Source organism: Serpens gallinarum (assembly GCF_014836765.1).
GTDB classification, from domain to species: domain Bacteria; phylum Pseudomonadota; class Gammaproteobacteria; order Pseudomonadales; family Pseudomonadaceae; genus Serpens; species Serpens gallinarum.
Genome location: NZ_JACSQG010000005.1, coordinates 68,816 through 92,131, shown reverse-complemented (window position 1 = coordinate 92,131; position 23,316 = coordinate 68,816). Strand labels below are relative to the sequence as shown.

The 23,316-nt window shown below is 62.3% G+C and carries 23 protein-coding genes; 16 read left to right on the top strand and 7 right to left on the bottom strand.

The genetic code is table 11. The features are described 5' to 3' along the window. Positions 1-93 precede the first annotated feature (93 nt). The 6 genes from H9642_RS11125 (at position 94) to H9642_RS11100 (ending at position 8,102) form a co-directional block, all read left to right on the top strand. Positions 94-1,716 (top strand): acyl-CoA synthetase, encoded by a 1,623-nt coding sequence (locus H9642_RS11125; protein ID WP_251836519.1) that lies wholly within the window; start codon positions 94-96, stop codon positions 1,714-1,716. Between the two features lie 92 nt (positions 1,717-1,808). Continuing rightward, a complete protein-coding gene (locus H9642_RS11120; RefSeq protein WP_251836518.1) occupies positions 1,809-3,182 on the top strand; it encodes a solute carrier family 23 protein in 1,374 nt (457 codons plus the stop codon). Between the two features lie 81 nt (positions 3,183-3,263). Continuing rightward, entirely contained in the window at positions 3,264-5,036 is a 1,773-nt protein-coding gene (locus H9642_RS11115) for an acyl-CoA dehydrogenase C-terminal domain-containing protein (protein WP_251836517.1), read from the top strand. A gap of 204 nt (positions 5,037-5,240) precedes the next feature. Beyond that, on the top strand, positions 5,241-6,419 hold the full coding sequence (locus tag H9642_RS11110; protein WP_251836516.1) for an acetyl-CoA C-acetyltransferase: 1,179 nt from the start codon (positions 5,241-5,243) through the stop codon (positions 6,417-6,419). A 201-nt stretch (positions 6,420-6,620) separates the two neighbouring features. Then, positions 6,621-7,490, top strand: a complete 870-nt coding sequence (locus tag H9642_RS11105) for an MBL fold metallo-hydrolase (RefSeq protein ID WP_251836515.1) — start codon at positions 6,621-6,623, stop codon at positions 7,488-7,490. A gap of 129 nt (positions 7,491-7,619) precedes the next feature. Then, positions 7,620-8,102 carry a YbaK/EbsC family protein gene (locus H9642_RS11100; protein WP_251836514.1) on the top strand — a complete coding sequence of 161 codons (483 nt, stop codon included), beginning with the start codon at positions 7,620-7,622 and terminating at the stop codon, positions 8,100-8,102. Positions 8,103-8,125: 23 nt separating this feature from the next. On the opposite strand, the gene H9642_RS11095 is transcribed toward H9642_RS11100, so the two are convergent. The 3 genes from H9642_RS11095 to mpl all read right to left on the bottom strand — a co-directional run bounded on the left by H9642_RS11095 (position 8,126) and on the right by mpl (position 10,560). Then, complete coding sequence (locus H9642_RS11095) at positions 8,126-8,425, bottom strand: YceK/YidQ family lipoprotein (protein WP_251836513.1); 300 nt, start codon at positions 8,423-8,425, stop codon at positions 8,126-8,128. Positions 8,426-8,450: 25 nt separating this feature from the next. Next, positions 8,451-9,080 carry a flavin prenyltransferase UbiX gene (ubiX, locus tag H9642_RS11090; RefSeq protein ID WP_251836512.1) on the bottom strand — a complete coding sequence of 210 codons (630 nt, stop codon included), beginning with the start codon at positions 9,078-9,080 and terminating at the stop codon, positions 8,451-8,453. Between the two features lie 130 nt (positions 9,081-9,210). Next, on the bottom strand, positions 9,211-10,560 hold the full coding sequence (mpl, locus tag H9642_RS11085) for a UDP-N-acetylmuramate:L-alanyl-gamma-D-glutamyl-meso-diaminopimelate ligase (protein ID WP_251836511.1): 1,350 nt from the start codon (positions 10,558-10,560) through the stop codon (positions 9,211-9,213). Positions 10,561-10,710: 150 nt separating this feature from the next. Between mpl and exaC the strand changes: the two genes are divergently transcribed. Together exaC and H9642_RS11075 are read left to right on the top strand one after the other, a co-directional pair. Beyond that, a complete protein-coding gene (exaC, locus tag H9642_RS11080) occupies positions 10,711-12,231 on the top strand; it encodes an acetaldehyde dehydrogenase ExaC (RefSeq protein ID WP_251836510.1) in 1,521 nt (506 codons plus the stop codon). 123 nt (positions 12,232-12,354) lie between these two features. Then, positions 12,355-13,107, top strand: a complete 753-nt coding sequence (locus H9642_RS11075) for a phytanoyl-CoA dioxygenase family protein (RefSeq protein WP_251836509.1) — start codon at positions 12,355-12,357, stop codon at positions 13,105-13,107. Between the two features lie 296 nt (positions 13,108-13,403). Here the strand turns inward: H9642_RS11075 and H9642_RS11070 are convergent, their stop codons facing one another. After that, positions 13,404-13,874: an RNA methyltransferase gene (locus H9642_RS11070; RefSeq protein ID WP_251836508.1), complete on the bottom strand. Its 471-nt coding sequence runs from the start codon at positions 13,872-13,874 to the stop codon at positions 13,404-13,406. Positions 13,875-13,984: 110 nt separating this feature from the next. Further along, positions 13,985-14,182 carry a hypothetical protein gene (locus H9642_RS11065; protein ID WP_251836507.1) on the bottom strand — a complete coding sequence of 66 codons (198 nt, stop codon included), beginning with the start codon at positions 14,180-14,182 and terminating at the stop codon, positions 13,985-13,987. 251 nt (positions 14,183-14,433) lie between these two features. On the opposite strand from H9642_RS11065, the gene H9642_RS11060 reads away from it, so the two are divergent. Next, on the top strand, positions 14,434-15,108 hold the full coding sequence (locus tag H9642_RS11060; protein ID WP_251836506.1) for a TIGR04211 family SH3 domain-containing protein: 675 nt from the start codon (positions 14,434-14,436) through the stop codon (positions 15,106-15,108). A 120-nt stretch (positions 15,109-15,228) separates the two neighbouring features. Next, positions 15,229-15,756: a DUF3087 domain-containing protein gene (locus tag H9642_RS11055; RefSeq protein ID WP_251836505.1), complete on the top strand. Its 528-nt coding sequence runs from the start codon at positions 15,229-15,231 to the stop codon at positions 15,754-15,756. 202 nt (positions 15,757-15,958) lie between these two features. Here the strand turns inward: H9642_RS11055 and H9642_RS11050 are convergent, their stop codons facing one another. Next, positions 15,959-16,150, bottom strand: coding sequence for a hypothetical protein (locus tag H9642_RS11050; RefSeq protein WP_251836504.1), 192 nt, complete (start codon positions 16,148-16,150; stop codon positions 15,959-15,961). Positions 16,151-16,341: 191 nt separating this feature from the next. Between H9642_RS11050 and H9642_RS11045 the strand changes: the two genes are divergently transcribed. The 4 genes from H9642_RS11045 to ispA all read left to right on the top strand — a co-directional run bounded on the left by H9642_RS11045 (position 16,342) and on the right by ispA (position 20,924). Beyond that, positions 16,342-17,274 carry an ABC transporter substrate-binding protein gene (locus tag H9642_RS11045; RefSeq protein WP_251836503.1) on the top strand — a complete coding sequence of 311 codons (933 nt, stop codon included), beginning with the start codon at positions 16,342-16,344 and terminating at the stop codon, positions 17,272-17,274. Beyond that, positions 17,268-19,631: a putative bifunctional diguanylate cyclase/phosphodiesterase gene (locus tag H9642_RS11040; RefSeq protein WP_251836502.1), complete on the top strand. Its 2,364-nt coding sequence runs from the start codon at positions 17,268-17,270 to the stop codon at positions 19,629-19,631. The genes H9642_RS11045 and H9642_RS11040 overlap by 7 nt, the downstream gene beginning before the upstream one ends. 169 nt (positions 19,632-19,800) lie before the next feature. Beyond that, the gene (locus tag H9642_RS11035) at positions 19,801-20,043 is read left to right on the top strand and encodes an exodeoxyribonuclease VII small subunit (protein WP_251836501.1); all 243 of its coding nucleotides are present in this window, start codon (positions 19,801-19,803) and stop codon (positions 20,041-20,043) included. Beyond that, positions 20,040-20,924 carry a (2E,6E)-farnesyl diphosphate synthase gene (gene ispA, locus H9642_RS11030; protein WP_251836500.1) on the top strand — a complete coding sequence of 295 codons (885 nt, stop codon included), beginning with the start codon at positions 20,040-20,042 and terminating at the stop codon, positions 20,922-20,924. The genes H9642_RS11035 and ispA overlap by 4 nt, the downstream gene beginning before the upstream one ends. 74 nt (positions 20,925-20,998) lie before the next feature. On the opposite strand, the gene H9642_RS11025 is transcribed toward ispA, so the two are convergent. Beyond that, positions 20,999-21,625, bottom strand: coding sequence for a c-type cytochrome (locus tag H9642_RS11025; protein WP_251836499.1), 627 nt, complete (start codon positions 21,623-21,625; stop codon positions 20,999-21,001). A 284-nt stretch (positions 21,626-21,909) separates the two neighbouring features. Between H9642_RS11025 and H9642_RS11020 the strand changes: the two genes are divergently transcribed. Both H9642_RS11020 and fdhD read left to right on the top strand, forming a co-directional pair. Beyond that, positions 21,910-22,254 (top strand): zinc ribbon domain-containing protein YjdM, encoded by a 345-nt coding sequence (locus H9642_RS11020; RefSeq protein ID WP_251836498.1) that lies wholly within the window; start codon positions 21,910-21,912, stop codon positions 22,252-22,254. A 173-nt stretch (positions 22,255-22,427) separates the two neighbouring features. Next, entirely contained in the window at positions 22,428-23,267 is an 840-nt protein-coding gene (gene fdhD / locus H9642_RS11015; RefSeq protein WP_251836497.1) for a formate dehydrogenase accessory sulfurtransferase FdhD, read from the top strand. Positions 23,268-23,316: the final 49 nt, after the last annotated feature.

Below are 23,316 nucleotides of genomic sequence, written 5' to 3'. Positions count from 1 at the left end.
ATAACTAGACCCACAAGCTCTTACCGTCAAAACGCCATGGCGTTCGGAAGATACCGAAATAATCAGAGCTAACAATCAGCCACAGGTAGAACGATGTCCATTTTCGAACAGGGCCTGTCCCGCTCCAGCGTCAACCACATTGCCCTTTCGCCGCTGAGCTTCATCGAGCGGACCGCCGCGGTCTACCCGAATTACCCGGCGGTGGTGCATGGCTCGATACGCCGCACCTGGGCCGAAACTTACGCCCGTTGTCGGCGCCTGGCCTCAGCCCTGGCCGGCCGTGGCATCAAGAAAGGCGACACCGTGGCGGTGATGCTGCCCAACATTCCGGCGATGCTCGAGGCCCACTTCGGCGTGCCGATGATTGGCGCGGTGCTCAATACGCTGAACGTGCGCCTGGACGCCGAAGCCATTGCCTTCATGCTGCAGCATGGCGAAGCCAAAGCGTTGATCACCGACCGCGAGTTCTACGACGTGATCCACGCCGCCGTGGGCATGCTCGGTTATCCGATCCTGGTGATCGACGTCGACGACCCCGAATACGGGGAGGGTCAGGCGGCCAGCGATCTTGACTACGAAGCGTTTCTTGCCGAGGGCGATCCGGCGTTCGCCTGGTCGTGGCCGGAGGATGAGTGGCAGGCGATCAGCCTCAACTACACCTCGGGCACCACCGGCAACCCCAAGGGCGTGGTCTACCACCACCGGGGCGCCTACCTGAACGCCCTCGGCAACCAGATGACCTGGTCGATGGGCCAGCAGCCGGTGTACCTGTGGACGCTGCCGATGTTCCACTGCAACGGCTGGTGCTACCCCTGGACCGTGACCGCGCTGGCCGGCGTGCATGTGTTCCTGCGCCGTGTCGACCCGCAGAAGATCCTCACCCTGATCCGCGACGAGCAGGTGACCCACATGTGCGGCGCGCCCATCGTGCTCAATGCACTGGTCAACATGCCGCCAGAAGCCAAGGCAGCCATCGACCATCCAGTGCACGCCATGGTCGCCGGCGCCGCGCCGCCGGCCAAGGTAATCGGCGCGGTGGAGGAAATGGGCATCAAGGTCACCCACGTCTACGGCCTGACCGAGGTCTACGGCCCGGTCACCGTGTGTGCCTGGCACGACGAGTGGGATGAACTCAGCCTTGATGAACGGGCGCGCATAAAAGCCCGCCAGGGCGTGCGCTACCCGACCCTGGAAGGCGTGATGGTCGGCGATCCGAAAACCATGGAACCGACACCCCGCGACGGCGAGACCATCGGTGAAATCTTCATGCGCGGCAACACCGTGATGAAGGGCTACCTGAAAAACCCCAGCGCCACCGAGGAAGCTTTTGCCGGCGGCTGGTTCCACACCGGCGACCTGGCGGTCTGCCACCCGGATGGTTATGTAGAAATCAAGGATCGCCTCAAGGACATCATCATTTCCGGCGGCGAGAACATCTCCACCATCGAGGTGGAAGGCGTGCTCTACCGTCACCAGGGCGTGCTGGAGGCTGCGGTAGTCGCCCGCCCGGATGAGCGATGGGGCGAAACCCCTTGCGCCTTCATCACCCTCAAGGCCGACCATCAGGACGTCTGTGAGGCCGACATCATCGCGTTCTGCCGCGAGCACCTGGCCGCCTTCAAGGTGCCCAAGACCGTGGTGTTCACCCAGTTGCCGAAAACCAGCACCGGCAAGATCCAGAAGTACGTGCTGCGCGACATGGCCAAGGCCTTGTAACCCCGCCGTACGCCGGGTTCCCGTTGTCCCGGCCGGTTTCATCCGTTTCCACAACAACAATCACAGGCACCGCGAGTGCCGACGGAGTCACTATGCAAATTTACAAGCGCAAAGACGGCGACGAGCAGCCGTTCTGGAAAGCCGGTCCGTTCAAGGTGCGTCTACCGTTCGTGCATTACCGCTGGGAAACCGCGGAAATGCTCCAGGCCCTGATCATGTTCGTGGTGAGCCTGGGCATGATTCCGCTGCTGATGAAATACCTTGGCCTGCCCTATGACGTGGCGCTGGCCTATGTGGTGGTGTGCGGCATCGGCTTCATGCTGCCGGCGCTGCTCGGCGTGCCGTTCGTGCCGGGCTGGATCACTCCCGGCATTCCCGTGGTGCTGCTGTTCCTGGGTGACTTCGAGCCCGGCCCTCAGGCCATCCAGGCGCTGTTTGCCCTGCAGTTTCTGGTCTTCGTGATCTTTCTGATCCTGGGCATTACCCGACTGGGCAGTGTGCTGGTGCGCCTGATTCCCAACTCCATGAAGGGCGGCATCATTATCGGTGCCGGTATTGCCGCACTGATCGGCGAGATCGACGCCGGCGGGCGCTTGGCCAACACGCCCATCTCGTTGGTGCTGGGCAGCCTGATCTGCCTGTACCTGATGTTCTCCGTCTCCTTCAAAAGCCTTACCGAGCGGGTTCCACTGGCGCGCAAGATCGTCAACTACGGCATGGTGCCAGGTATGCTGATCGCTATCTTCATCGGCATCGGCGTGGGCGAATACGCCATGCCCGACGTGAAATTCGGCATCACCGCGCCGGCCTTCGGCGAGATGTGGAACTACCTGCCCTTCACGGTCGGCTTCCCAGGCCTGGACGTGTTCCTGCTGGCCGTCCCGACCGCCGTCATCGCCTACATCATTGCGTTCGGCGACATCATTGTCGGTCAGTCGCTGATGCAGCGCGCCGATGAGCTGCGCACCGACGAGAAGATCGACAACAACGTCGATCGCGTTCACTTGGTGACCGCCATCCGCAACGCCCTGCACGCCTTCTTCGCCCCTTACCCAGGCCTGGCCGGCCCGCTGTGGACCGCAGTAGCCGCGACCATGGCCGAACGCTACAAGTACGGTCGCAAGGCCATGGACTCGATCTACAGCGGTGCTGGCACCTTCTGGATCACTGGCTTCATCGCCCTGTTCATGTTGCCGCTGGTGAGTTTCTTCCAGCCGGTGCTGCCAATCGCCCTGTCGCTTACGCTGATCCTCACCGGTTATATCTGCCTGATGGTCGGTTTCGAGCAGTTGGGCAACAACACCGAGCGTGGCATCGCCGGCACCATGGGCGTGGTGCTTGCGGTCTATGGTGCAGGCTGGGGCCTGGCCGCCGGCGCCGCGCTGTACATCCTGGTAGAGCGCACTCACATACTGAAATTCACCACCGCGAAAGACGCTGTCAGCCGCGCGCCGGAAGCCGACTGACCCACAGGACCACCCGTAGCGGCGGTTCTTTATTCAGCACGGCGCCGGGCCTCCACTCCGGCGCCCCTCACGAGGTGTCCCATGCCTGATTTCAATGCCCCCCTGCGCGACATGCGCTTTGTCCTGCATGAGGTCCTTCAGGCCCCCGCCCTGTGGGCGCGCTTGCCGGCCTTGGCGGAAACGGTGGATGCCGACACCGCCGACGCCGTCCTCGAAGAAGCGGCCAAAGTTACCGGACAGTTGATCGCGCCGCTCAACCGCAATGGCGACGAGGAAGGCGCACAGTGGCGTGCCGGCGAGGTGCGCACACCGGCCGGCTTCAAGGAGGCTTACGCCACCTACATTCAGGGCGGCTGGGTCGGGTTGTCTGGCAACCCGGACCAGGGCGGCATGGGCATGCCCAAGATGCTCGCCGTGCAAGTCGAAGAAATGCTCTATGCGGCGAACTCCAGCTTCGCGCTGTATTCAGCGCTGACCTCCGGCGCCTGCCTGGCCATCGACGCCCACGCCAGCGAAGAACTCAAGAACACCTACCTGCCGCCCCTGTACGAAGGGCGCTGGGCCGGCTCCATGTGCCTGACCGAAGCTCACGCCGGCACCGACCTGGGATTGATCCGCACCCGCGCCGAGCCGCAGGCCGATGGCAGCTATGCGATCAGTGGCAGCAAGATCTTCATCACCGGCGGCGAGCAGGACCTTACCGAGAACATCATCCACCTCGTGCTGGCCAAGTTGCCGGATGCACCGGCCGGTCCCAAGGGCATTTCGCTGTTCCTGGTCCCCAAGTTTCTCGTCAACGCCGACGGCTCTGTGGGTGCGCGCAACCCGGTTCACTGCGGCTCCATCGAACACAAGATGGGCATCAAGGCCTCGGCCACCTGCGTAATGAACTTCGATGGCGCCCACGGCTGGCTGGTCGGCGAGGCCAATCGCGGCCTGACGGCGATGTTCACCATGATGAATTACGAACGCCTGTCCATTGGCATTCAGGGCATCGGCTGCGCTGAAGCCTCGTACCAGAATGCGGTGAGCTATGCCCGCGAACGCGCGCAGAGCCGCTCACCCAGCGGCCCGCAGGCACAGGACAAACTGGCCGACCCGATCATCGTTCACCCCGACGTGCGGCGTATGCTGCTGAGCATGAAAGCCATGACCGAGGGCGGCCGCGCCTTCGCCGGCTATGTCGGCCAGCAACTGGACCTGGCCAAATTCAGCGACGACGCCGAGGAGCGAGCCACCGCCGAAGCGCTGGTCGCCCTGCTCACCCCGGTGGCCAAGGCATTCTTCACCGACACCGGGCTGGACAGCTGCATCCACGGCCAACAGGTGTTCGGCGGGCACGGCTATATCCGCGAATGGGGCCAGGAACAACTGGTGCGCGACGTGCGCATCGCGCAAATTTACGAAGGCACCAACGGTATCCAGGCCCTCGACCTGCTCGGTCGCAAGGTGGTGGCCAATGGCGGCGCCAGCCTACGCGTCTTCACCGGCGCCATGCGTGCCTTCGCCAGCCAGCCGGATGCGCCCTATGCACGCGAGCTGCTGGACGCCGCGCAACGCCTGGAAAACCTCAGCCAGTGGCTGATCGAACAGAGCGCCCGCCAGCCCCATGAAATCGGCGCCGCCTCGGTGGAATACCTGCACCTGTTCGGGTACACCGCCTACGCCTGGATGTGGGCGCGCATGGCCCAGGTCGCCCAACGCCAGCTCGCCACAGACGAAGCGTTCTACGGCGCCAAACTGGCCACCGCCGAGTTCTTCTTCCGTCGCCTGCTGCCGCGCACCCTGGGCCTCGATGCCTGCATCCGCGCCGGCAGCGAGTCCCTGTACGGATTGAGTGAGGGGCAGTTTTGACCCGCCGCTTTGAGGTAGCTTTAACCTCCAGCGTGACGCTGCTCACCCTATGGGCCCGATCCGCCTTACCAAACAATCAAGCATTTTGAGTTGAGCGTATTGCGCGGCACACTGCCTGCAGCTGCCGCGCTTTTTTATTCGTAGTCGTGGGCCAGACCATGCGGAGCCTGTAATCGTGGTGTGCCTGCCCTCAGGAGAAGAACCATGCAAGACGTCGTCATTGTTGCCGCCACCCGCACCGCGATTGGCAGTTTTCAGGGCGCACTGGCCTCAGTGCCCGCTGTTGATTTAGGCGCCGCCGTGATCCAGCGCCTGCTGGAGCAGACCGGCGTGCCGGGCGCGCAGGTCAATGACGTGATCCTCGGCCATGTGCTTACCGCCGGCGCCGGGCAGAACACCGCACGCCAGGCGGCGATCAAGGCCGGTTTGCCCCACAGCGTGCCGGCGCTGACCCTCAACAAGGTCTGCGGCTCGGGGTTGAAAGCCGTGCAACTGGCCGCCCAGGCGATTCGCTGCGGCGATGCCGAGGTGGTGATCGCCGGCGGCATGGAGAACATGAGCCAGGCGGCCTATGTCATGCCTGGTGCCCGCACCGGCCTGCGCATGGGACATGGCAAGGTGATCGACACCATGATCCAGGACGGGTTGTGGGACGCCTTCAACGACTACCACATGGGCATCACCGCCGAGAACCTGGTAGAGAAATACGGCCTGTCCCGCGCGGAGCAGGACGCCTTCGCCGCCGCCTCGCAGCACAAAGCCGCCGCCGCCATCGAGGCCGGGCGCTTCGCCGACGAGATCACGCCGATTCGGGTGCCCCAGCGCAAGGGCGAACCGCTGGCTTTTGTCCTCGACGAGCAGCCGCGCGCCGGCACCACCGCCGAGTCGCTGGGCACACTCAAACCGGCGTTCAAGAAGGGCGGCAGCGTCACCGCCGGCAATGCGTCCAGCCTCAACGACGGCGCCGCCGCCGTGCTGCTGATGAGCGCGGCCAAAGCCAAGGCGCTACGCCTGCCGGTGCTGGCGCGCATTGCCGGCTACGCCAGTGCCGGCGTCGACCCGGCGATCATGGGCATCGGCCCGGTGGACGCCACCCGCCGCGCGCTGTTCAAGGCCGGCTGGGACCTCGAGCAACTTGACCTGATTGAGGCCAACGAAGCCTTCGCCGCCCAGGCGCTGTCGGTGGGCCGGGAACTGCGCTGGGATGCCGCCAAGGTCAACGTCAACGGCGGCGCCATCGCCCTCGGCCACCCAATCGGCGCCTCCGGCTGTCGGATTCTGGTTACCCTGCTGCATGAGCTGATTCGTCGCGACGCCAGCAAGGGGCTGGCCACGCTGTGCATTGGCGGCGGTCAGGGCGTGGCGCTGGCTATCGAGCGCTGAAGGCTTTGGTAGGGTGGACAACGTTTCCCCCATTGTTCACCGTGCAGGCTTGTGGTGGATGAATGACGACCACCCCACCCTATAAGCTCCAGCGCATGGCTGGGCAACCGGAAGACTCATGCAGGGTGAACAGCGCGTTGTCTGTCCACCGCAGCGGGCCTTTGTGGATAAAAAAACATTCCAATAACAAGAGAAACAACAATGCGAATCTTGACCACACTTCTCGGCAACAGCCAGAAACTCGACGGCGGCGCCATGTTCGGCAATGCGCCGAAAGCCCTGTGGCAACGTTGGATGCAGCCGGACGACGAGAACCGTATCGACCTCGGTTGTCGCACCCTGCTGGTCCAGGAAGACGGCCGTAACATTCTGGTGGAAACCGGCATCGGCGCGTTCTTCTCGCCACAAATGAAGGACCGGTTCGGCGTACAGGAACAACGCCACGTGCTGCTCGACAACCTGCAATCCGTGGGTCTGGGCCACGCCGATATCGACGTGGTGGTTCTCACCCACCTGCACTTCGACCATGCCGGCGGCTTGCTCGCGGCTTGGCAAGACGACCAGGCCGCCAAGCTGCTGTTCCCCAAGGCCCGTTTCATCGTCGGCGAGTGCCAGTGGCAACGCGCCTGCAATCCGCATTCGCGCGACCGCGCCTCGTATATCCCCGAGCTGATCGATCTGCTGGAAACCAGCGGCCGGCTGGAGCTGGTCCCGGCGGGCGCCAGCAGTTCACCGACCCTCGGCACCGGCTGGCGCTTTCACTGGAGCGATGGTCACACCCCCGGCCTGATGCTGCCGGAAGTGGCCATGCCCGACGGTCCGGTGCTGTTCCCCAGCGACCTGATCCCCGGTGCGCCCTGGGTGCACTTGCCGATCACCATGGGCTATGACCGTTTCCCGGAAGGCCTGATTGAAGAAAAGGAAGCCCTGCTCGCCGATCTGGTGGCCCGCAATGGTCGCCTGGTATTCACCCATGATCCGCAGACCGCCTGTGGTCGCGTGGTGCGTGACGCCAAGGGCCGCTATGGGCTGGCAGAAACCAGCACCAACCTGCTGCGGTTGACGGCGTAAGCCGCTTTCTACGGGCAATCTCGATACGGCGGCTGCATCCTTGCGGTCCGCCTTCCTCACCTGCCCTACGCTTGACACCCCAACGCATGCTTGCCGAGCATTACCGTTTTTTAAATGCGGGAGAGTCTTGTGAGCCTGGAGTCAGTACGCACCTTCTTCGCCGAGAAGGCACCGGATATCGCCATCATCGAACTGGATACCAGCACCGCCACCGTAGCGCTGGCAGCCGAGGCCCATGGGGTGGAGCCGGGGCAGATCGCCAAAACCCTGGCCTTGCGCGCCGGCGAGCGCAACCTGCTGATCGTGGCCCGGGGCGATGCGCGGATCGACAACAAGAAGATCAAGGCAGCCTTTGGCGGCAAGGCGCGGATGCTCGACGCCGAAACCGTACTGACGCTGACCAGCCACCCGGTCGGCGGTGTGTGCCCGTTCGGCTTGGCCACCGACCTGCCGGTGTATTGCGACATCTCCCTGCGCGCCTATGACGAAGTCGTGCCGGCCGCGGGCGATGTTCACAGTGCGGTACGTATCACCCCGCAACGCATGGCCGAACTGACGGGCGCCGAGTGGGTGGACGTCTGCCAGGAAGTTGCGGTTGAAGCCTGCTCCTGATCGGCTGCTCGGCAACCCGTTCGCTACAAGCCGCCGCTCACCCCGAGACTGATGCCCAGCACGTGCGCCAGCGTAAACGGCAACAATAAGGTATCCAGCAGCGCACTGGCCGGAAGATCCAGAGCCGGGTATTTCGGCGCCTTGGCACCGAAACGGTCGAGCGGACAGCAGCCACCGTTGAGGCTGTACCAGTCCAGGCGCAGGCCGGAATAGACAATCGGCGCGCCGGGTTTGGCGGCATCCAGGGTGCGCACGCTGGCGCAACCCGAGATCAATACCAGCGCCAGCAAGATCGAACCCAGCCGCGCGCTGCGTCGTTTCACTGATACCTCCGCTAATTGCCCGTCCTCAGTCGTCGCTGACCAGATGGTGCTCGCCCCAGCGCGGCAGCATGTCCTGGGGAATATTCAGGCAGTTGAGAATGCGCGCGACGACGAAATCGACCAGGTCATCCAGCGTCTGCGGCTGATGATAAAAACCCGGCGAGGCCGGCAGTATGGTCACGCCCAGGTTGGACAGCTTGAGCATGTTCTCCAGATGGATGCTGGAATACGGCGCCTCGCGGGGCACCAGGATCAGTTGGCGGCGTTCTTTGAGCGCCACGTCGGCGGCCCGCTCGATCAGGTTGTTGCAGGCGCCGCTGGCAATCGCCGACAGTGTACCGGTGGAACAGGGCACCACCACCATCGCGCTCGGCGCACCCGAGCCGGACGCCACCGGCGCCATCCAGTCTTCCCGGCCATAAACACGAATCTGCCCCGGCGCGGCGCCGGTGTACTCGGTCAGAAACGCCTGCATGGCCTGCGGCTTGGCCGGCAGCACCACGTCGGTCTCTGTGGCCAGCACCAATTGCGCGGCCTTAGAGATCAGGAAGTGCACTTCGCGTTCTTCCTGCACCAGGCAGTCCAGCAGGCGCAGGCCATATTGCGCGCCGGAGGCACCGGTCATGGCCAGGGTAATGCGTTGCGGGCCGGTCATGTTCGCTTCCTCGTTATGGTTGCGGCGGGCTACGCCAGTGAACGGGTTACAGCAGCCGTAGGGTGGAAAACCGCGAAGCGTTTTCCACCATTACGACCACACGGTGGCAATGCCTTCGGCGATTTCCACCCTACGCCAGGGCATTCGCCAGCTTGCCGTGCAGGCCGCCAAAGCCGCCGTTGCTCATGATCACCACCTGGGTGCCCGGCGCCACCTGGGATTGCACCCGGGCGATGATCGCCTCCAGCGAGTCGCAGACCACCGCCGGCACCGGACAGGCTGCAGCGGTGGCGGCCAGGTCCCAGCCGAGGTTCGGCGGCGCATACCAGATCACCTGGTCGGCCTGGGCCACGGACTCGGGCAGGCCGTCGCGGTGGGCGCCCAGCTTCATGGAGTTGGAGCGCGGCTCGATCACCGCGACGATGGAGGCGTCGCCAACATGCTTGCGCAGGCCATCGAGGGTGGTGGCGATGGCAGTCGGATGGTGGGCGAAATCGTCATAAATCGTCACGCCATTGACCTCAGCGACCTTCTCCATGCGCCGCTTGACGTTCTTGAACGCACTCAGCGCCTCGGCGCCCAGCTGCCCCACAACGCCAACATGCCGCGCCGCTGCCAAGGCGGCCAGGGCGTTGGCGACGTTGTGGCGGCCGGTCAGCTCCCACTCCACGGCACCCTGAACGGCTCCGTCAAACAGCACCTCGAAACGCGAGCCATCCTCGGCGAGCAGACGCGCCTGCCAGTTGCCGCCTTCGCCGGTGGTCTGCACGGGCGTCCAACAACCCATCCCCAGAACGTGCTCGATGGCTTGCTCGGTGGTGGGGTGAATGATCAGCCCGTCACCTGGGATGGTGCGCACCATATGATGGAATTGCCGCTCGATGGCCGCCAAGTCCGGGAAGATGTCGGCATGGTCGAACTCCAGGTTATTCAGGATGGCAGTGCGCGGGCGGTAGTGAACGAACTTGCTGCGCTTGTCGAAGAAGGCGCTGTCGTACTCGTCGGCCTCGACCACGAAGAACGGCGTGTCGCCCAGACGCGCGGAAATGCCAAAGTTCTGCGGCACGCCACCAATCAGGAAGCCCGGCGCCATACCGGCGTGCTCCAGAATCCAGGCCAGCATGCTGCTGGTGGTGGTCTTGCCGTGGGTGCCAGCGGCGGCCAGCACCCAGCGGCCCTGTAGCACATGGTCGGCCAGCCACTGTGGGCCGCTGACGTAGGGCAGCACCTGGTTCAGCACATATTCCACCGCCGGATTGCCGCGCGACAGCGCGTTGCCAATCACCACCAGGTCCGGTGCCGGCTGCAGGTGCTCGGGCAGATAGCCCTGCTGCAGCTCGATGCCCTGGGCTTCGAGCTGGGTACTCATCGGTGGATAAACGTTGGCATCAGAACCTGTGACGCGGTGGCCAAGCTCCTTGGCCAGCACTGCCAGCGAGCCCATGAAGGTGCCGCAGATGCCGAGGATATGAATATGCATGAAGAGGTCTCGAATCCGGGAAAACAATGGGCGGCAGGTTAGCACAGCCGCCCCCGACAATCGTCTTACTCCGGCGGCAGGTCCAGCCGCCTGGACTAGGCTTTCAGCACCGTCTTTTTCCGACCGCTGAACACACAGGAGAGCCCGCTCATGCGTTATGCACATCCCGGCACCGAAGGCGCCATCGTCAGTTTCAAATCCCGCTACGGCAACTACATTGGTGGCGAGTTCGTCGCCCCGGTGAACGGCCAGTACTTCACCAACACCTCGCCGGTCAACGGCCAGCCGATCGCCGAATTCCCCCGTTCCGACGCCGCCGACATCGACAAGGCGTTGGACGCCGCCCATGCCGCTGCCGACGCTTGGGGCAAAACCAGCGCCCAGGCCCGCGCCCTGGTGCTACTGAAGATCGCCGATCGCATCGAGCAGAACTTGGAACTGCTGGCCGTCACCGAAACCTGGGACAACGGCAAGGCGGTGCGAGAAACCCTCAACGCTGACATTCCCCTGGCCGCCGACCACTTCCGCTACTTCGCCGGCTGCATCCGCGCCCAGGAAGGCAGCGCCGCGGAGATCGACCAGCACACGGCGGCCTACCACTTCCACGAACCCCTGGGGGTGGTCGGGCAGATCATTCCCTGGAACTTCCCGATCCTCATGGCCTGCTGGAAGCTCGCCCCGGCGCTGGCGGCCGGCAACTGTGTGGTGCTCAAGCCCGCCGAACAAACACCGCTGGGCATCACCGTGCTGATGGAGCTGATCGGCGACCTGCTGCCGCCGGGCGTGCTGAACATCGTGCAGGGCTTCGGCAAGGAGGCCGGCGAGGCGCTGGCCAGCAGCAAGCGCATCGCCAAGATCGCCTTCACCGGCTCGACCCCGGTCGGCTCGCACATCATGAAAATGGCCGCCGAAAACATCATTCCCAGCACCGTCGAACTGGGCGGCAAGAGTCCAAACATCTACTTCGAAGACATCATGCAAGCTGAGCCGGCCTTCATCGATAAAGCCGCCGAAGGTCTGGTGCTGGGCTTCTTCAACCAGGGCGAGGTGTGCACCTGCCCGTCACGGGCACTGGTGCAGGAATCCATCTATGCGCCCTTCATGGAGGCGGTGATGAAGAAAGTCGCGCAGATCAAGCGCGGCGACCCGCTGGACACCGACACCATGGTCGGCGCCCAGGCCAGCCAGCAGCAGTTCGACAAGATTGTCTCCTACCTGAAGATCGCCCGCGAGGAAGGTGCTGAGGTGCTCACCGGCGGTGAGGTGGAAAAACTCGAAGGCAGCCTAGCCACCGGCTATTACATCCAGCCAACCCTGCTCAAGGGTCATAACCGGATGCGCGTGTTCCAGGAAGAAATCTTCGGCCCGGTGATTGGCGTAACCACCTTCAAGGACGAAGCCGAAGCGCTGGCGATTGCCAACGACACCGAGTTCGGCTTGGGCGCCGGCGTGTGGACCCGCGATATCAACCGCGCCTACCGCATGGGCCGTGGCATCAAGGCCGGGCGGGTGTGGACCAATTGCTACCACCTGTACCCGGCCCACGCGGCGTTCGGCGGTTACAAGAAATCCGGCGTTGGCCGCGAGACCCACAAGATGATTCTCGACCACTATCAGCAGACCAAGAATCTGTTGATCAGCTACGACATCAATCCGCTGGGCTTTTTCTAAGCCGCGCCTTACCTGTGGGGTCGGGTTTATCCCGGCTGACGAGGCGGGGACGGCTCCACTCCGCTGGCCGGTGAAAAACCGGCTCCACAGGGTTGGGAGCCCTGTTTCACTCTAGGGTTCGTCATGGCCACCTCAACCGCTGTTCATCTCGCCGCCCTGCATGAGCAGGGTTTTGCCCTGCTTCCCGGCGTGTTGAACAGCGTGCAAATCACCGAAGTGCGTACCGCCATCGACTGCCTGAAACCCATACATTGGGATTACCTGGGCCTGGTAGATGATCACTTCAAATGCGTGTTCAACCGTCATCCGTTCTGGCTACCCTATCTCGACCTGCCCGGCATAATCGAGCTGGCCGAGGCGGCGTTGGACGAGGAGTGTCACGTGATCGGCCAGACTGCCTGGCGCAGCCATCCGGGTTTTGTGGGCGCCGAGCTGCATGTGGATTATCTGGTCATGGAACTGCCTGAAAGCCTGTTGATCGATGCGGCTTTTGAATTGCCGATACAGATCTGCACAGCAATGATCTACCTCGACGACATCGACGAAGACCTGTGCCCGACCTGGGTGATTCCCGGCAGCCACCGCGCCGGTCGCAGACCCCGGCCAGGCGAAAGCCACTGGCACGGCAGCCAGGCCGAGCCGGTGCTGTGCCAGGCGGGCGACGTGCTGATGCTGCGCAGCGAGCTGTGGCACGCCGGCAGCCAAAATCGCAGCGAACGCACGCGCTATCTGCTGCAGGTGCATTACGGGCAACGCATGGTGGCGCAGAAATTCTCGCCCTATCTGACGTGGCAGTTCAATTCAGCGGTGCTGGCCGCCGCTACGCCACGCCAGCGACGCCTGCTCGGCGAGCACGCGCCGGCCGAATACGACTGATCAAGACACATAGACGGCCTTGGCTTACCGAGCAGGGAATGTTGCCGACTTTTTCGCCACAAACAAAAAACCCGCCGAGGCGGGTTCTTTTCTGGCCATCAATGACATCCTGTCAGCCAACATCCTGTCGGCGTTCATCCTTGAAATGGCCCGTCATCCTTGACCCTGAGCGCGTCCTGCGCTGCAGTTGCTGTGTATATTGCCCAAGCCAGCCCTGCCACAACAGAGCCAATCACAGCAGCCCGTGTAAGCCTTTTGCCATAGAGCGACGCGGTTGCTGACCTGCCAGGCTGCGGTTAGCGAAACAGGGGGCCGGAACGGGTGTTGTTACCCTTGGCGAGTCGATCGTAGAGCACCACATTGACGGTGGCGGCGAGGTTCATGCAGCCGTTGGTGGGGATATAGATGACATCCTCGCACCAGTCGCGGATCTGCTGGTTCAGCGAGCCGTCTTCCGGCCCGAAGATATACAGGGCGCGGTCCGGATGGGTGTAGTCCGGCAACGAACGAGCGCCATCGACCAGCTCCACCGCGACGGGCGTGCAACCCAGCGGCAGGATTTTGCGCAAGTCGTCGATATTGATCAGCGGAATGTCCTGATGGACCTTCTTGGTATCGGTGATGAAGTCGCGCGCCCGGTCATAGCGGGTGCCGGTATAAAACACCGAGCTGACGTCGTAGCAGCCAGCCGCTCGCATGATCGAGCCGACATTCTCCGGCGACTTGGGATTGCTCAGACCGATGCAGCTGTATCTCTTGTTGGCCACGGAAAAGCTCGCAAAGACGCCGATTATACTGGCCAGGCGGCTAGCAAGCGAACAACTGCGCGCGCGGCCATGCCATGCGCAGGCATGGCCGTTGCGTTAAGCCGACTCCCTTACTCTTCGTCTATCCCCACGGCTATCCAATCGCCATTTTCATCCTCGACCACCTCGATCAGGTCGGCGAACTGCTGTTCACGCGATTTGAACTTCCCTTGGTCGAGGGTACGCTCTTGCCAGGTGGGCATTTCTTCCAGCCACTTTTCTTCTGCCTGGATAGCACCGGACACAGGATGTTTCAGGTATCGGGCCATGACGCTCCTCCTGACGGAACTTGAGGAACAAATTACGTTCAGAGAACGCTGCTCCTAACTGAATATAGCCACACAGGCACGCTGCGGACCCGCCATTTCTCGCCCTTCCGAGTGGATGGCCGCACACCTAAGTAGTAGTAGAAACACATTTTCCAGCGCTGCAGTTGCTGGGCGAAGCTTGTTAGACTACGGCCAATTGCCATGCAGCCTGCCCCTGTCGGGCGTACCTTTTCTTTTCATGTGAAGCCGTCATGTTCAAGTCTCCTGCCGTATCTTCTTCTATTTCCCCTCTTACCAGCCGTGGCCTGCCGCGCCACACGCTAGGTGCTGCCCTGCTTGGCGCTTTGCTTGCTTTCGGTAGCGGCCAAGCCCAGGCGGCCACCACTGATCGCTGGGTCAGCGACAACCTGAACACCTATGTGCGCAGCGGCCCAACCGACGGCTACCGCATCGTCGGAACCCTCAAATCCGGGCAAAAAGTGGAGCTGCTCAACTCCCAGGGCGATTACAGCCAGGTACGTGCCGAGTCCGGCTCTGCCGTCTGGATCCACAACCGTGACCTGCAGGACACACCCAGCCAGTTTGAGCGCATGCCCGAACTGGAACAGCAGGTGGCCGAACTCAGCGCGCAGCTCAACACCATTGAAGACAGCTGGAAAACTCGCGTGCAGGGCATGCAGGAGACCCTGGATTCTCGCAAGGCGCTGATCGATGAACTGGAAGCGCGCCGCAAGGCGCTGGATGCCGAACTCACCCAGGCGCAATCCGAGCTGCGCTCGACCCAGGCTCGCCTGGGCGACGAAAACAAGGACGAGCTGATGCGTTACATGGTGTATGGCGGGAGCATTGCTGGTGCCGGTCTGCTGCTCGGCCTGATCCTGCCGAGCCTGACCCGGAGCCGCAAGCGCAACGATGGCTGGGTCTGAGTACCCGACCACTGCGCCGCAGACCGGCTTAGTCCCCGCATTGGCAGCAGCTGGAAGCCTCGCCGTGCGGTTCACGTGCGACGATTCGGCGTCCGCTCAATGAAGGAACTCACGGCAGACATGTTCGAGATCAAGCAGGTGGACCCCGAAGCCTATCGGCGCGAAACCCGACGCAGCACGCTCATCGTCGTGCTGGTCTTCGCAGTGCTCGCCATGGGGCTGGCGAGCCTTTTCGTGAAACTGTTCGGCGAACCCGGTGGCGATAACTTCCGCTGGAACCTGGGCGGCGTGATTGCCGGCCTGCTTCTGGCTGTTCTGCTGGTGCGATTGAAGTTATGGTCCCAGCCCTGGATGGCCTCGGCGGCGTACGGCTGGCAACTCAAGCGCAGCCTGATGAGCGTCACCAACGTCATGCACCAAGTGACTGCAGGCGTAGCGGCGGGTGATCCCAGCGCCATGAAACTGCTGCGCTTTTATCATCTGGGCCTGATGCAGATGCATCAACTGGATGGTAATTCCAGCTCGCTGAACCAGATGCTGCAGGACGTCGAAGAGCATCAGGAACGCATGCGCGCCCAGCAGTTGGACACCGATCAGACGCGCCTGGACCCCAGCTGGTTTGCAGCATTGAAGAATGTCAGCCCCTAAACGCTGCGGTGTCAGCCCCATGCACGCTTTGCGTGGCAAGGCGCGCTGTGTCCATGCCCACGCTCGCTGCCGGCTGTGCTGAAGAACGCGATTGTTCCAAACCAATGGACCAAAACGTCTGGCGCGACAAACCCACCGCCATCACCGGCACTACGCCAGGCGCTCGGCATTGGGCGCTACCGTACTTGCGGCGAACCTAGATTCAATCAAGCCCGTCCTCAGCAACGCCGAAGGTGAACTGGGCAAAACCTGACACTCGAGCATGCAAGCCGACGTAGACCGTTTCGTCGGCCTGCCGGAAAGCTGCAACCGCGCTAAACCCAAGCAGCTTCAGCTCATTTTCCAAGACCCGCTTAGGCGGGTCTTCTTCTGGATGACAGCTAAAGACAGTCATCATCGGCTTCGCAGAGCCGGCCAAATCGAAGAATACTTCTTTAAATTCAAATGCCTATACAACTAAAATGAGCGATGGCGTTTTTCCGACCAAGTGTTGCTTCAGATCAGTCTTTGCAGGCCGATATACACTTACCCGTAATATCGTTTGGCCATAGACTGATTCTAGTTCCACGGAAATGGATCAATACAATGCGCAGCGTCTTGCTCATTATTTTCCTCTGCATGTCCCTGCACGGCTGCAGTGACGAAGCAGACCCGTTGCGCATCGGCAGTAACCGCTGGCTCGGTTATGCCCCGCTGTATATCGCCGACGACCTGAGATGGCTTGCGCCATCGGGATTCCGCCTGCTCGAATATCCAAATACCGGGGGTGTGCTGCGTGCCTTTCGCAATGGCTTGCTGGACGTGGCCCTTCTGACCCTCGACGAAACCCTGCGCCTGCAAGCCAACGGCTACGACCTGGAAATCCTCCTGGTGACCAATATTTCATCCGGCGCCGACGTACTCTATGCCCTGCCGCCCGTAGAAGGACTGGACGATCTGCAAGGCCGGCGTATCGGTGTCGAAGACAGCGCGCTGGGCGCCTTCTTCCTCGCACGCTTGCTGGATCAAGCGGGACTCAAGCTCGGCGATGTCGATATCTTCAGCCTGGCGGTCCATCAACACCTGGACGCCATGCGCACCCAACAGGTGGACGCCGTCGTTACCTTTGCTTCCCAAGGCCCGGAGCTGGCCGCGCTGGGCGCTCTCCCGCTGATTGACAGCCGCGCCTTTCCCAACGAAATCATCGATGTGATTGTGGCGGATCGCCAACGCGTGTCGCCTGAAGCTCGCCGTCGCCTGCAAGCACTCTGGTATGAAAGCCTGCAATTCTGGTCACAGAGACCGGAATACGCGGATCGCGTCCTGTACAGACGACTGGCGCTGAGCCCCGCCGAGCTGGAGACCACCCGCACCGGCCTGCTCATGGGTGACCCTTCACTCAACCGGCAGTTGCGTGAAAGTGGTCAGCTGCTGACCAGCCTCAGGTGGGCACATGATTACCAATTGGATCGCAACTTGTTGCCCCGCGCCGTGAATTACGCAAACCTGCTGAGCCACTGTGAGGGCCATCCATGCTGACTCGCCTGTCATTGCGCACCTCGCTGCCGTTACTGCTCGCCATGTTCGCGCTGCTGTTTATCTTGCTGTTGACCAGCATGCATCTGCCTCGGCAGGCCAAGGCCTCCAAGGACAGCCTGCACAGCTATACCCAGCAAATCCTGATCCTCATGCAAAGCAGCCTGAGCGACCATTTGCGCCAGCGTCGCTCGCAGGAACTGCAAGTCACCCTCGCTGACTTGGCCAGCCTGCAAGGCGTCCTTTGGGCCATGGTGATCGACCAGCATCAGCACATAGCCGCCGCGACGCGCCTGGGGCTGCATCCCGAACGTCTTACCTTGCCCGACGGCCATGAGCTCGAAGAAATGCTTGCCGGGGATCGCCCCCGCTGGCTGGACTTGGGCAACCACCGCTATCTGGTCAGCTATCCGCTGATCGCGACGCTGGACCAAGACAAGTTGCGGCAATACAGCCTGCTGGTCAGCCTCGACTATCAGCAAAGCACGCGCCGTAACACCTCGAATGACTGGCTTTATCTAGGGCAGATCCTGGTTCTCTTGCTGTTGCTGGGCCTGTTCCTCAATTTTCTTTATGCGCGACTGGTGACCCGCCGCCTGGCCAGAATCGGCGAGGCCGTACAACGCTTCGCCGCGGGGGACCCGCAGGCTAAGGCCGAGGTTGGCGGTGAGGATGAAATTGGCCAGCTGGCCTTTAATTTCAACCGCATGATCGAGCAACTGACCCAGAATCAGGCCGCCCTGCGCGACAGTGAACAACTGCTGCGCAACGTCGTCGGCGCAGCACCGGTGGCCATGCTGATCGTCAACGCGCAGGGTCGCATTGAAGACGCCAACCCCGCCGCAGGACGCCTGTTCAACCGACGCCGGCGCGACATGCTGGATACCACGCCGGATCGCCTGCTGGGCAGCAGCGAGCCTTGGCCACGCATGCAAGCTCAGCTGCAGACACCGCTGGAATTCGATGCACGCAGCAATAATCACAGCTTTATGCTGGAAGGCACCTGCACGCCGTTTGAGCGCGCCGGACAGCGTTGCCATTTGTTGCTGCTACGCGACATCAGTGACCGCAAGCGCGCTGAACAGCGCCTGCGCTTCCTGGCCAACTTCGACCAATTGACCAATGTCGCCAGCCGCAACCATTTGCTTATCCAGCTTGACGAGGCCCTCGCCAAGGGCCAGCCGCTGGCCCTACTGTTCATCAACCTGGACCACTTCAAACGCATCAACGACAGCCTCGGCCACGACATCGGCGACACGCTGCTGCGCACCGTGGCCGACCGGTTGCGCCCATTCGCGGCTAGCGGTGATCTACTTGCCCGTCTGGGGAGCGACGAGTTCCTACTGCTACTTGATCATGATGATCTCGACGCGGCCATGACCTTGGGCGGTCGCATCCTGGACGCCTTCAAGACACCCTTCCAGGCGCGTCAGTACCAGCTGTACATCAGCCCCAGCATCGGCATTACCCACCACCGCGGCAGCGGTGGCAGTGCCAGCGAATTGCTCAAGCAGGCGGATCTGGCATTGATGCGCGCCAAAGGCGCCGGGCGCAACCGGCTGGCCTGTTTCGACAGCCAACTGGCCGCCGAAGCCGAAGAGCGCCAGCGCCTGGAAGGCGAATTGCGCCTGGCCCTGGAGCGCGGCGAGTTCGAACTGTTCTACCAGCCGCAAGTGGACACCGACAACCAGGCCCAGGTCATGGAGGCGCTGCTGCGCTGGCGCTCGCCCAGTCGGGGCCTGGTCTCGCCGGCGGTTTTTATCCCGGTACTGGAAGACACCCGGCTGATTCTCGAAGCATCCCGCTGGGTATTTCGCCAGGCCTGTCGCCAAGCCCTGAGCTGGAGGCGCCAGGGTTACAACTGGCGCATCGCGATCAACCTGTCGCCGCTGGATTTTCACCAGCCCGACCTGGCCGATACACTGATCGGCATTCTCGACGAGGAAGGCACGCCCGCCGAGCTGCTCGAACTGGAGCTCACCGAAAGCGCCCTGCTGGAAGCCGACGATATGGTTCAGGAGACGCTCAGGCGCCTCAAAGACGCCGGTCTGCCCTTGTTCCTCGATGACTTCGGCACCGGCTACGCCTCGCTGACCTATCTGCAACAGTTCCGCTTTGACGGCATAAAGATCGATCGCCAGTTTGTCGCCGAACTCCCGGACAATCCGCGCTCCGTGGCCCTGGTGCGCGGTATTCTGACCATGGCTGTGCAACTGGGCCTGGAAGTGGTGGCCGAAGGTGTGGAAAACGAGCGCCAGGCCGCTTTCCTGCGCCTCAACGGCTGCCATCGCCTGCAGGGCTTTCACTTCGCCCGTCCTCAACGGGCCGCCGACTGTGTTCGGCTGGCTGTCCATGCCTGAGCCAAGCCCGCGCCTCACGCCATCAGTGGCGTCTGAGCCGAAGCGACAGGCTGTCGCCAGACGGCCCGTGCCGCCACGCTTTGTGGCAATCTGAAGCGCCTCGGAGTTTGCTGCCCCCGCACCGCTCTGCTAGTGTCGCGCCCGTTTTATCGCCTGAGAGTCCATCGCCATGGCCCGCAAAAAAGCCCCCTTAGATTTCGAGCAGTCTCTTGCTGACTTGCAGCAACTGGTCGAGCGCCTGGAAAGTGGCGAACTGTCACTGGAAGACTCCTTGAGTGCGTTCGAGCAAGGCATCCGCCTGACCCGGGATTGCCAGTCGGCCCTGGGCCAAGCCGAGCAGAAGGTGCAGGTGCTCCTTGAGCGTGACGGTGAAACTCAGAGCGTGCCCTTCGATGCGGATGAAGACGCATGATCGCGTATCAGAAAACCTGTCAGCACCGCGTCGACACTGCCCTGGAAGTGCTTTTCACGCCTCCGCGTCCCGAGCTCGAACGGCTTTATCAAGCGATGCGCTACAGCGTGATGAATGGCGGCAAGCGTGTGCGGCCCTTGTTGGTGTACGCCACCTGCGAAGCCCTGGGCGGTGACCTGGAACAGGCCGATGGCGCGGCTTGTGCTGTCGAATTGATTCATGCCTATTCACTGGTGCATGACGATTTGCCGGCCATGGACGACGATGACCTGCGCCGTGGCCAGCCCACCACCCACAAGGCATTCGATGAGGCCTGCGCAATCCTGGCCGGCGATGCCTTGCAAAGCCTGGCGTTCGAGGCGCTCAGCGATACCCGTGGCAACCCTGCAGACCCCGCCTTGCGCCTGGACATGCTCCGCCATCTGGCCCGCGCTGCCGGTTCCGCCGGCATGGTCGGCGGCCAGGCCATCGATCTCGGCTCAGTGGGCCGTCAGCTCGACCAGGCCGCGCTGGAAGTCATGCACCGCCACAAGACCGGCGCCCTTATCAGCGTCAGCGTGCTGTTAGGCGCCTTGGCCAGCGGTCGCGCCACGTCCGCCGCCTTGACTGCCTTGCAGCAGTATGCCGAAGCCATCGGCCTGGCCTTCCAGGTGCAGGACGACATTCTCGACGTGGAAAGCGACACCGCCACGCTGGGCAAGACCCAGGGCAAGGACCAGGCCCATGATAAGCCCACCTACCCCGCCCTGCTCGGTCTGGACGGTGCCAAAGTCTACGCACGCCAACTGCACGACCAGGCCCAGACAGCGCTCACTGGCTTCGGCCTGGCGGCTGAGCCGCTGCGTCAATTGGCACGCTTTATCGTCGAAAGACGCAGCTAAGCAGTTAGGCCTAATCCGCAACAAGAACGGCGCCGCGTGATGGGAATGCCAGCGGTGTCGCCAACAGACGCAACTCAGATCGCCAGCGTTTCCAGATACGCGGCCAGCGCGTCGATATCCTGCGAGGACAGTTGCGCCGCGATCGGACGCATCACCGAACTGGCCCGGCGCGGGTCGCCGTCGTGGAAACGGGTCAGCGCCCGGCGAATGTACTCCCCCGGCTGCCCCGCCAGACGGGGCATGGTTTCCCGGCCTTCGGCCTGAGCACCGTGACAGCCGGTGCAAGTCTTCTGGAACAAGGTCTCGCCGTGCTGGCGCAACGCAGGCTCCGGGCTGGCGGTAGCTGGCAGCACCTGTTGCTGGCTGAAATACACGGCGATATTCACCTGTTCTTCCCGGCTTAGGGTCTGCGCCAACTTGCTCATGACGAAATCGGTCCGCTCGCCGTTGGCAAAGGTTTCAAAGGCCTTGAACAGATAAACCGGGCTTTGACCGGCCAGATTGGGAATGTGGTCGCGCTTGCTGTTGCCGTTCTCGCCATGGCAATAGCTGCAAAAACGCACGCGCTCCTGGGCTTCCACATAGGCTTGCTGGCGAAGCTGTTCATCGGCCATCAGCTGATTGAAGCGGGCCATGGCCGCATCGCTCGACCAGGCAAACGTGGCAAAGCAGCTGAGTAAGGTAAACATCAGTAGTCGCATGTGAATCTTCCTGAACTGCGAGGTGATGGGCAGTGAGTCAATTTCCGGCCGCGACTATAGAATCAAACCTGTGCATTGACCCGACGCAAATCAATGAACCCACGCGCGCCCGTGGTGGCCTGTGCTGCAAGCGGCGAGAAACGTGACAGACACTCCTTGGCAGCCGGCGTGGCAAGCCAGCCAAGGCGCACGCACAACGGGTGAAGAGGCGCACCCGCCCGCTGGTCGCGTAAAACCTTATATAATCTCCGGTTTTTAGCACTATCGAATATGAGGGTTCATTTATGAGCACGTTGCCGCCCTGCCCCAAATGCAGTTCCGAATACACTTACGAAGACGGCCCGCTGCTGATCTGCCCGGAATGCGCCCATGAGTGGTCCCCCACGGAAGCCGCCGAGGCTGACGAAGGGGACAAGGTGATCAAGGATTCGGTCGGCAACGTCCTGCAGGACGGCGACACGGTCACCGTCATCAAGGACCTCAAGGTCAAAGGCTCCTCATCGGTGGTCAAGGTGGGCACCAAGGTCAAGGGCATTCGCCTGTGCGAGGGCGACCACGACATCGATTGCAAGATCGATGGCATTGGCGCGATGAAACTCAAGTCTGAGTTTGTCAGAAAAGTCCTCTGAGCGACCCGGCAACCGAGCGGATGAAACCTGCTTGCGCCGCTCGGTCAACCGCTCTGCGACAACGTGAAGCCACCTAAAAACATATCGACCTAACTACTCATTTAGGCGTATGTCCTTTGTTTTTGTAAGTCTATAGAATGCACTGCGTCGTCCTGTCGCAGAGCGTTTTTTAAATGCTGTATAACGCTACCAACAGCGAGCCCGAGGTTCCCCCCCTAGCCGTGCCCTCCGTTTGCAGCGTCTATCAATATTGCGAGATAGAGCGCTCCAATCAGCTCGGCGAGACCGCCCTTGCCATAGAAACGGCCCTCGCCATCAGCTACAACGGCATCAACCACAGCGTCATGATGGTCACCCCGCATGCTCTTGAAGATTTCCTCATGGGCTTCAGCTTGGGAACGGGAGTCATCGATAAAGTTGATGATATGTTCGACCTGCACATCAGTCAGGCGGCTGATGCCTGGTATGCCGAGGTGCAGATTTCCAGTCGCGCGTTCTGGAATCTCAAGCAACAGCGCCGACAGCTGACAGGCACCAGCGGTTGTGGTTTGTGCGGAGTCGCCGCCCTCGAGCAGGCCTTGCCCCGCCTCGAACCCCTGCCGGCCAGCCCACTGCCCCCCCTTGCTCATCTGCGCAACCTGCGCCCTCGGATCGCCGAGGCACAGGTGCTGGCGCGCCAAAGTGGCGCCCTGCATGCCGCGTTGTTTGTCGATGATCAAGGCGCGATTCGGGTATGCCGCGAAGATATCGGCCGCCACAACGCCCTGGACAAACTGATTGGCGCACTCAACCGCGAACGCATCGACAGCCACAGCGGTTTTGCCGTGGTGACCAGCCGGTGCGGCCTGGAGTTGTTGCACAAGGCGGTGCGCGCCGGCATCGGCACACTGGTCAGCCTCTCGGCCCCGACCTCGCTGACCGTGTCCTGGGCGCGCGAGCATCGCCTCAATCTGATTCATCTGCCTCATCAGAGCGAACCCCGGGTATATAGCCCGGCGCCCGCCCTGCCGTAACACCCCAAAAAGAGAAAAATTAACCCAAGGCCTGAACAGCCCGGCCCAC

What these genes read in the sequence shown, in the direction of transcription:
- fdhD (WP_251836497.1), top strand. Translation starts at nt 22,428, where the DNA reads ATGCTGTATAACGCTACCAACAGCGAGCCCGAGGTTCCCCCCCTAGCC.
- ubiX (WP_251836512.1), bottom strand. Translation starts at nt 9,080, where the DNA reads ATGACCGGCCCGCAACGCATTACCCTGGCCATGACCGGTGCCTCCGGC.
- H9642_RS11105 (WP_251836515.1), top strand. Translation starts at nt 6,621, where the DNA reads ATGCGAATCTTGACCACACTTCTCGGCAACAGCCAGAAACTCGACGGC.
- H9642_RS11045 (WP_251836503.1), top strand. Translation starts at nt 16,342, where the DNA reads ATGCGCAGCGTCTTGCTCATTATTTTCCTCTGCATGTCCCTGCACGGC.
- H9642_RS11125 (WP_251836519.1), top strand. Translation starts at nt 94, where the DNA reads ATGTCCATTTTCGAACAGGGCCTGTCCCGCTCCAGCGTCAACCACATT.
- H9642_RS11065 (WP_251836507.1), bottom strand. Translation starts at nt 14,182, where the DNA reads ATGGCCCGATACCTGAAACATCCTGTGTCCGGTGCTATCCAGGCAGAA.
- H9642_RS11020 (WP_251836498.1), top strand. Translation starts at nt 21,910, where the DNA reads ATGAGCACGTTGCCGCCCTGCCCCAAATGCAGTTCCGAATACACTTAC.
- H9642_RS11050 (WP_251836504.1), bottom strand. Translation starts at nt 16,150, where the DNA reads ATGACTGTCTTTAGCTGTCATCCAGAAGAAGACCCGCCTAAGCGGGTC.
- H9642_RS11060 (WP_251836506.1), top strand. Translation starts at nt 14,434, where the DNA reads ATGTTCAAGTCTCCTGCCGTATCTTCTTCTATTTCCCCTCTTACCAGC.
- H9642_RS11055 (WP_251836505.1), top strand. Translation starts at nt 15,229, where the DNA reads ATGTTCGAGATCAAGCAGGTGGACCCCGAAGCCTATCGGCGCGAAACC.
- H9642_RS11115 (WP_251836517.1), top strand. Translation starts at nt 3,264, where the DNA reads ATGCCTGATTTCAATGCCCCCCTGCGCGACATGCGCTTTGTCCTGCAT.
- H9642_RS11025 (WP_251836499.1), bottom strand. Translation starts at nt 21,625, where the DNA reads ATGCGACTACTGATGTTTACCTTACTCAGCTGCTTTGCCACGTTTGCC.
- exaC (WP_251836510.1), top strand. Translation starts at nt 10,711, where the DNA reads ATGCGTTATGCACATCCCGGCACCGAAGGCGCCATCGTCAGTTTCAAA.
- H9642_RS11075 (WP_251836509.1), top strand. Translation starts at nt 12,355, where the DNA reads ATGGCCACCTCAACCGCTGTTCATCTCGCCGCCCTGCATGAGCAGGGT.
- H9642_RS11120 (WP_251836518.1), top strand. Translation starts at nt 1,809, where the DNA reads ATGCAAATTTACAAGCGCAAAGACGGCGACGAGCAGCCGTTCTGGAAA.
- mpl (WP_251836511.1), bottom strand. Translation starts at nt 10,560, where the DNA reads ATGCATATTCATATCCTCGGCATCTGCGGCACCTTCATGGGCTCGCTG.
- H9642_RS11035 (WP_251836501.1), top strand. Translation starts at nt 19,801, where the DNA reads ATGGCCCGCAAAAAAGCCCCCTTAGATTTCGAGCAGTCTCTTGCTGAC.
- H9642_RS11040 (WP_251836502.1), top strand. Translation starts at nt 17,268, where the DNA reads ATGCTGACTCGCCTGTCATTGCGCACCTCGCTGCCGTTACTGCTCGCC.
- H9642_RS11110 (WP_251836516.1), top strand. Translation starts at nt 5,241, where the DNA reads ATGCAAGACGTCGTCATTGTTGCCGCCACCCGCACCGCGATTGGCAGT.
- ispA (WP_251836500.1), top strand. Translation starts at nt 20,040, where the DNA reads ATGATCGCGTATCAGAAAACCTGTCAGCACCGCGTCGACACTGCCCTG.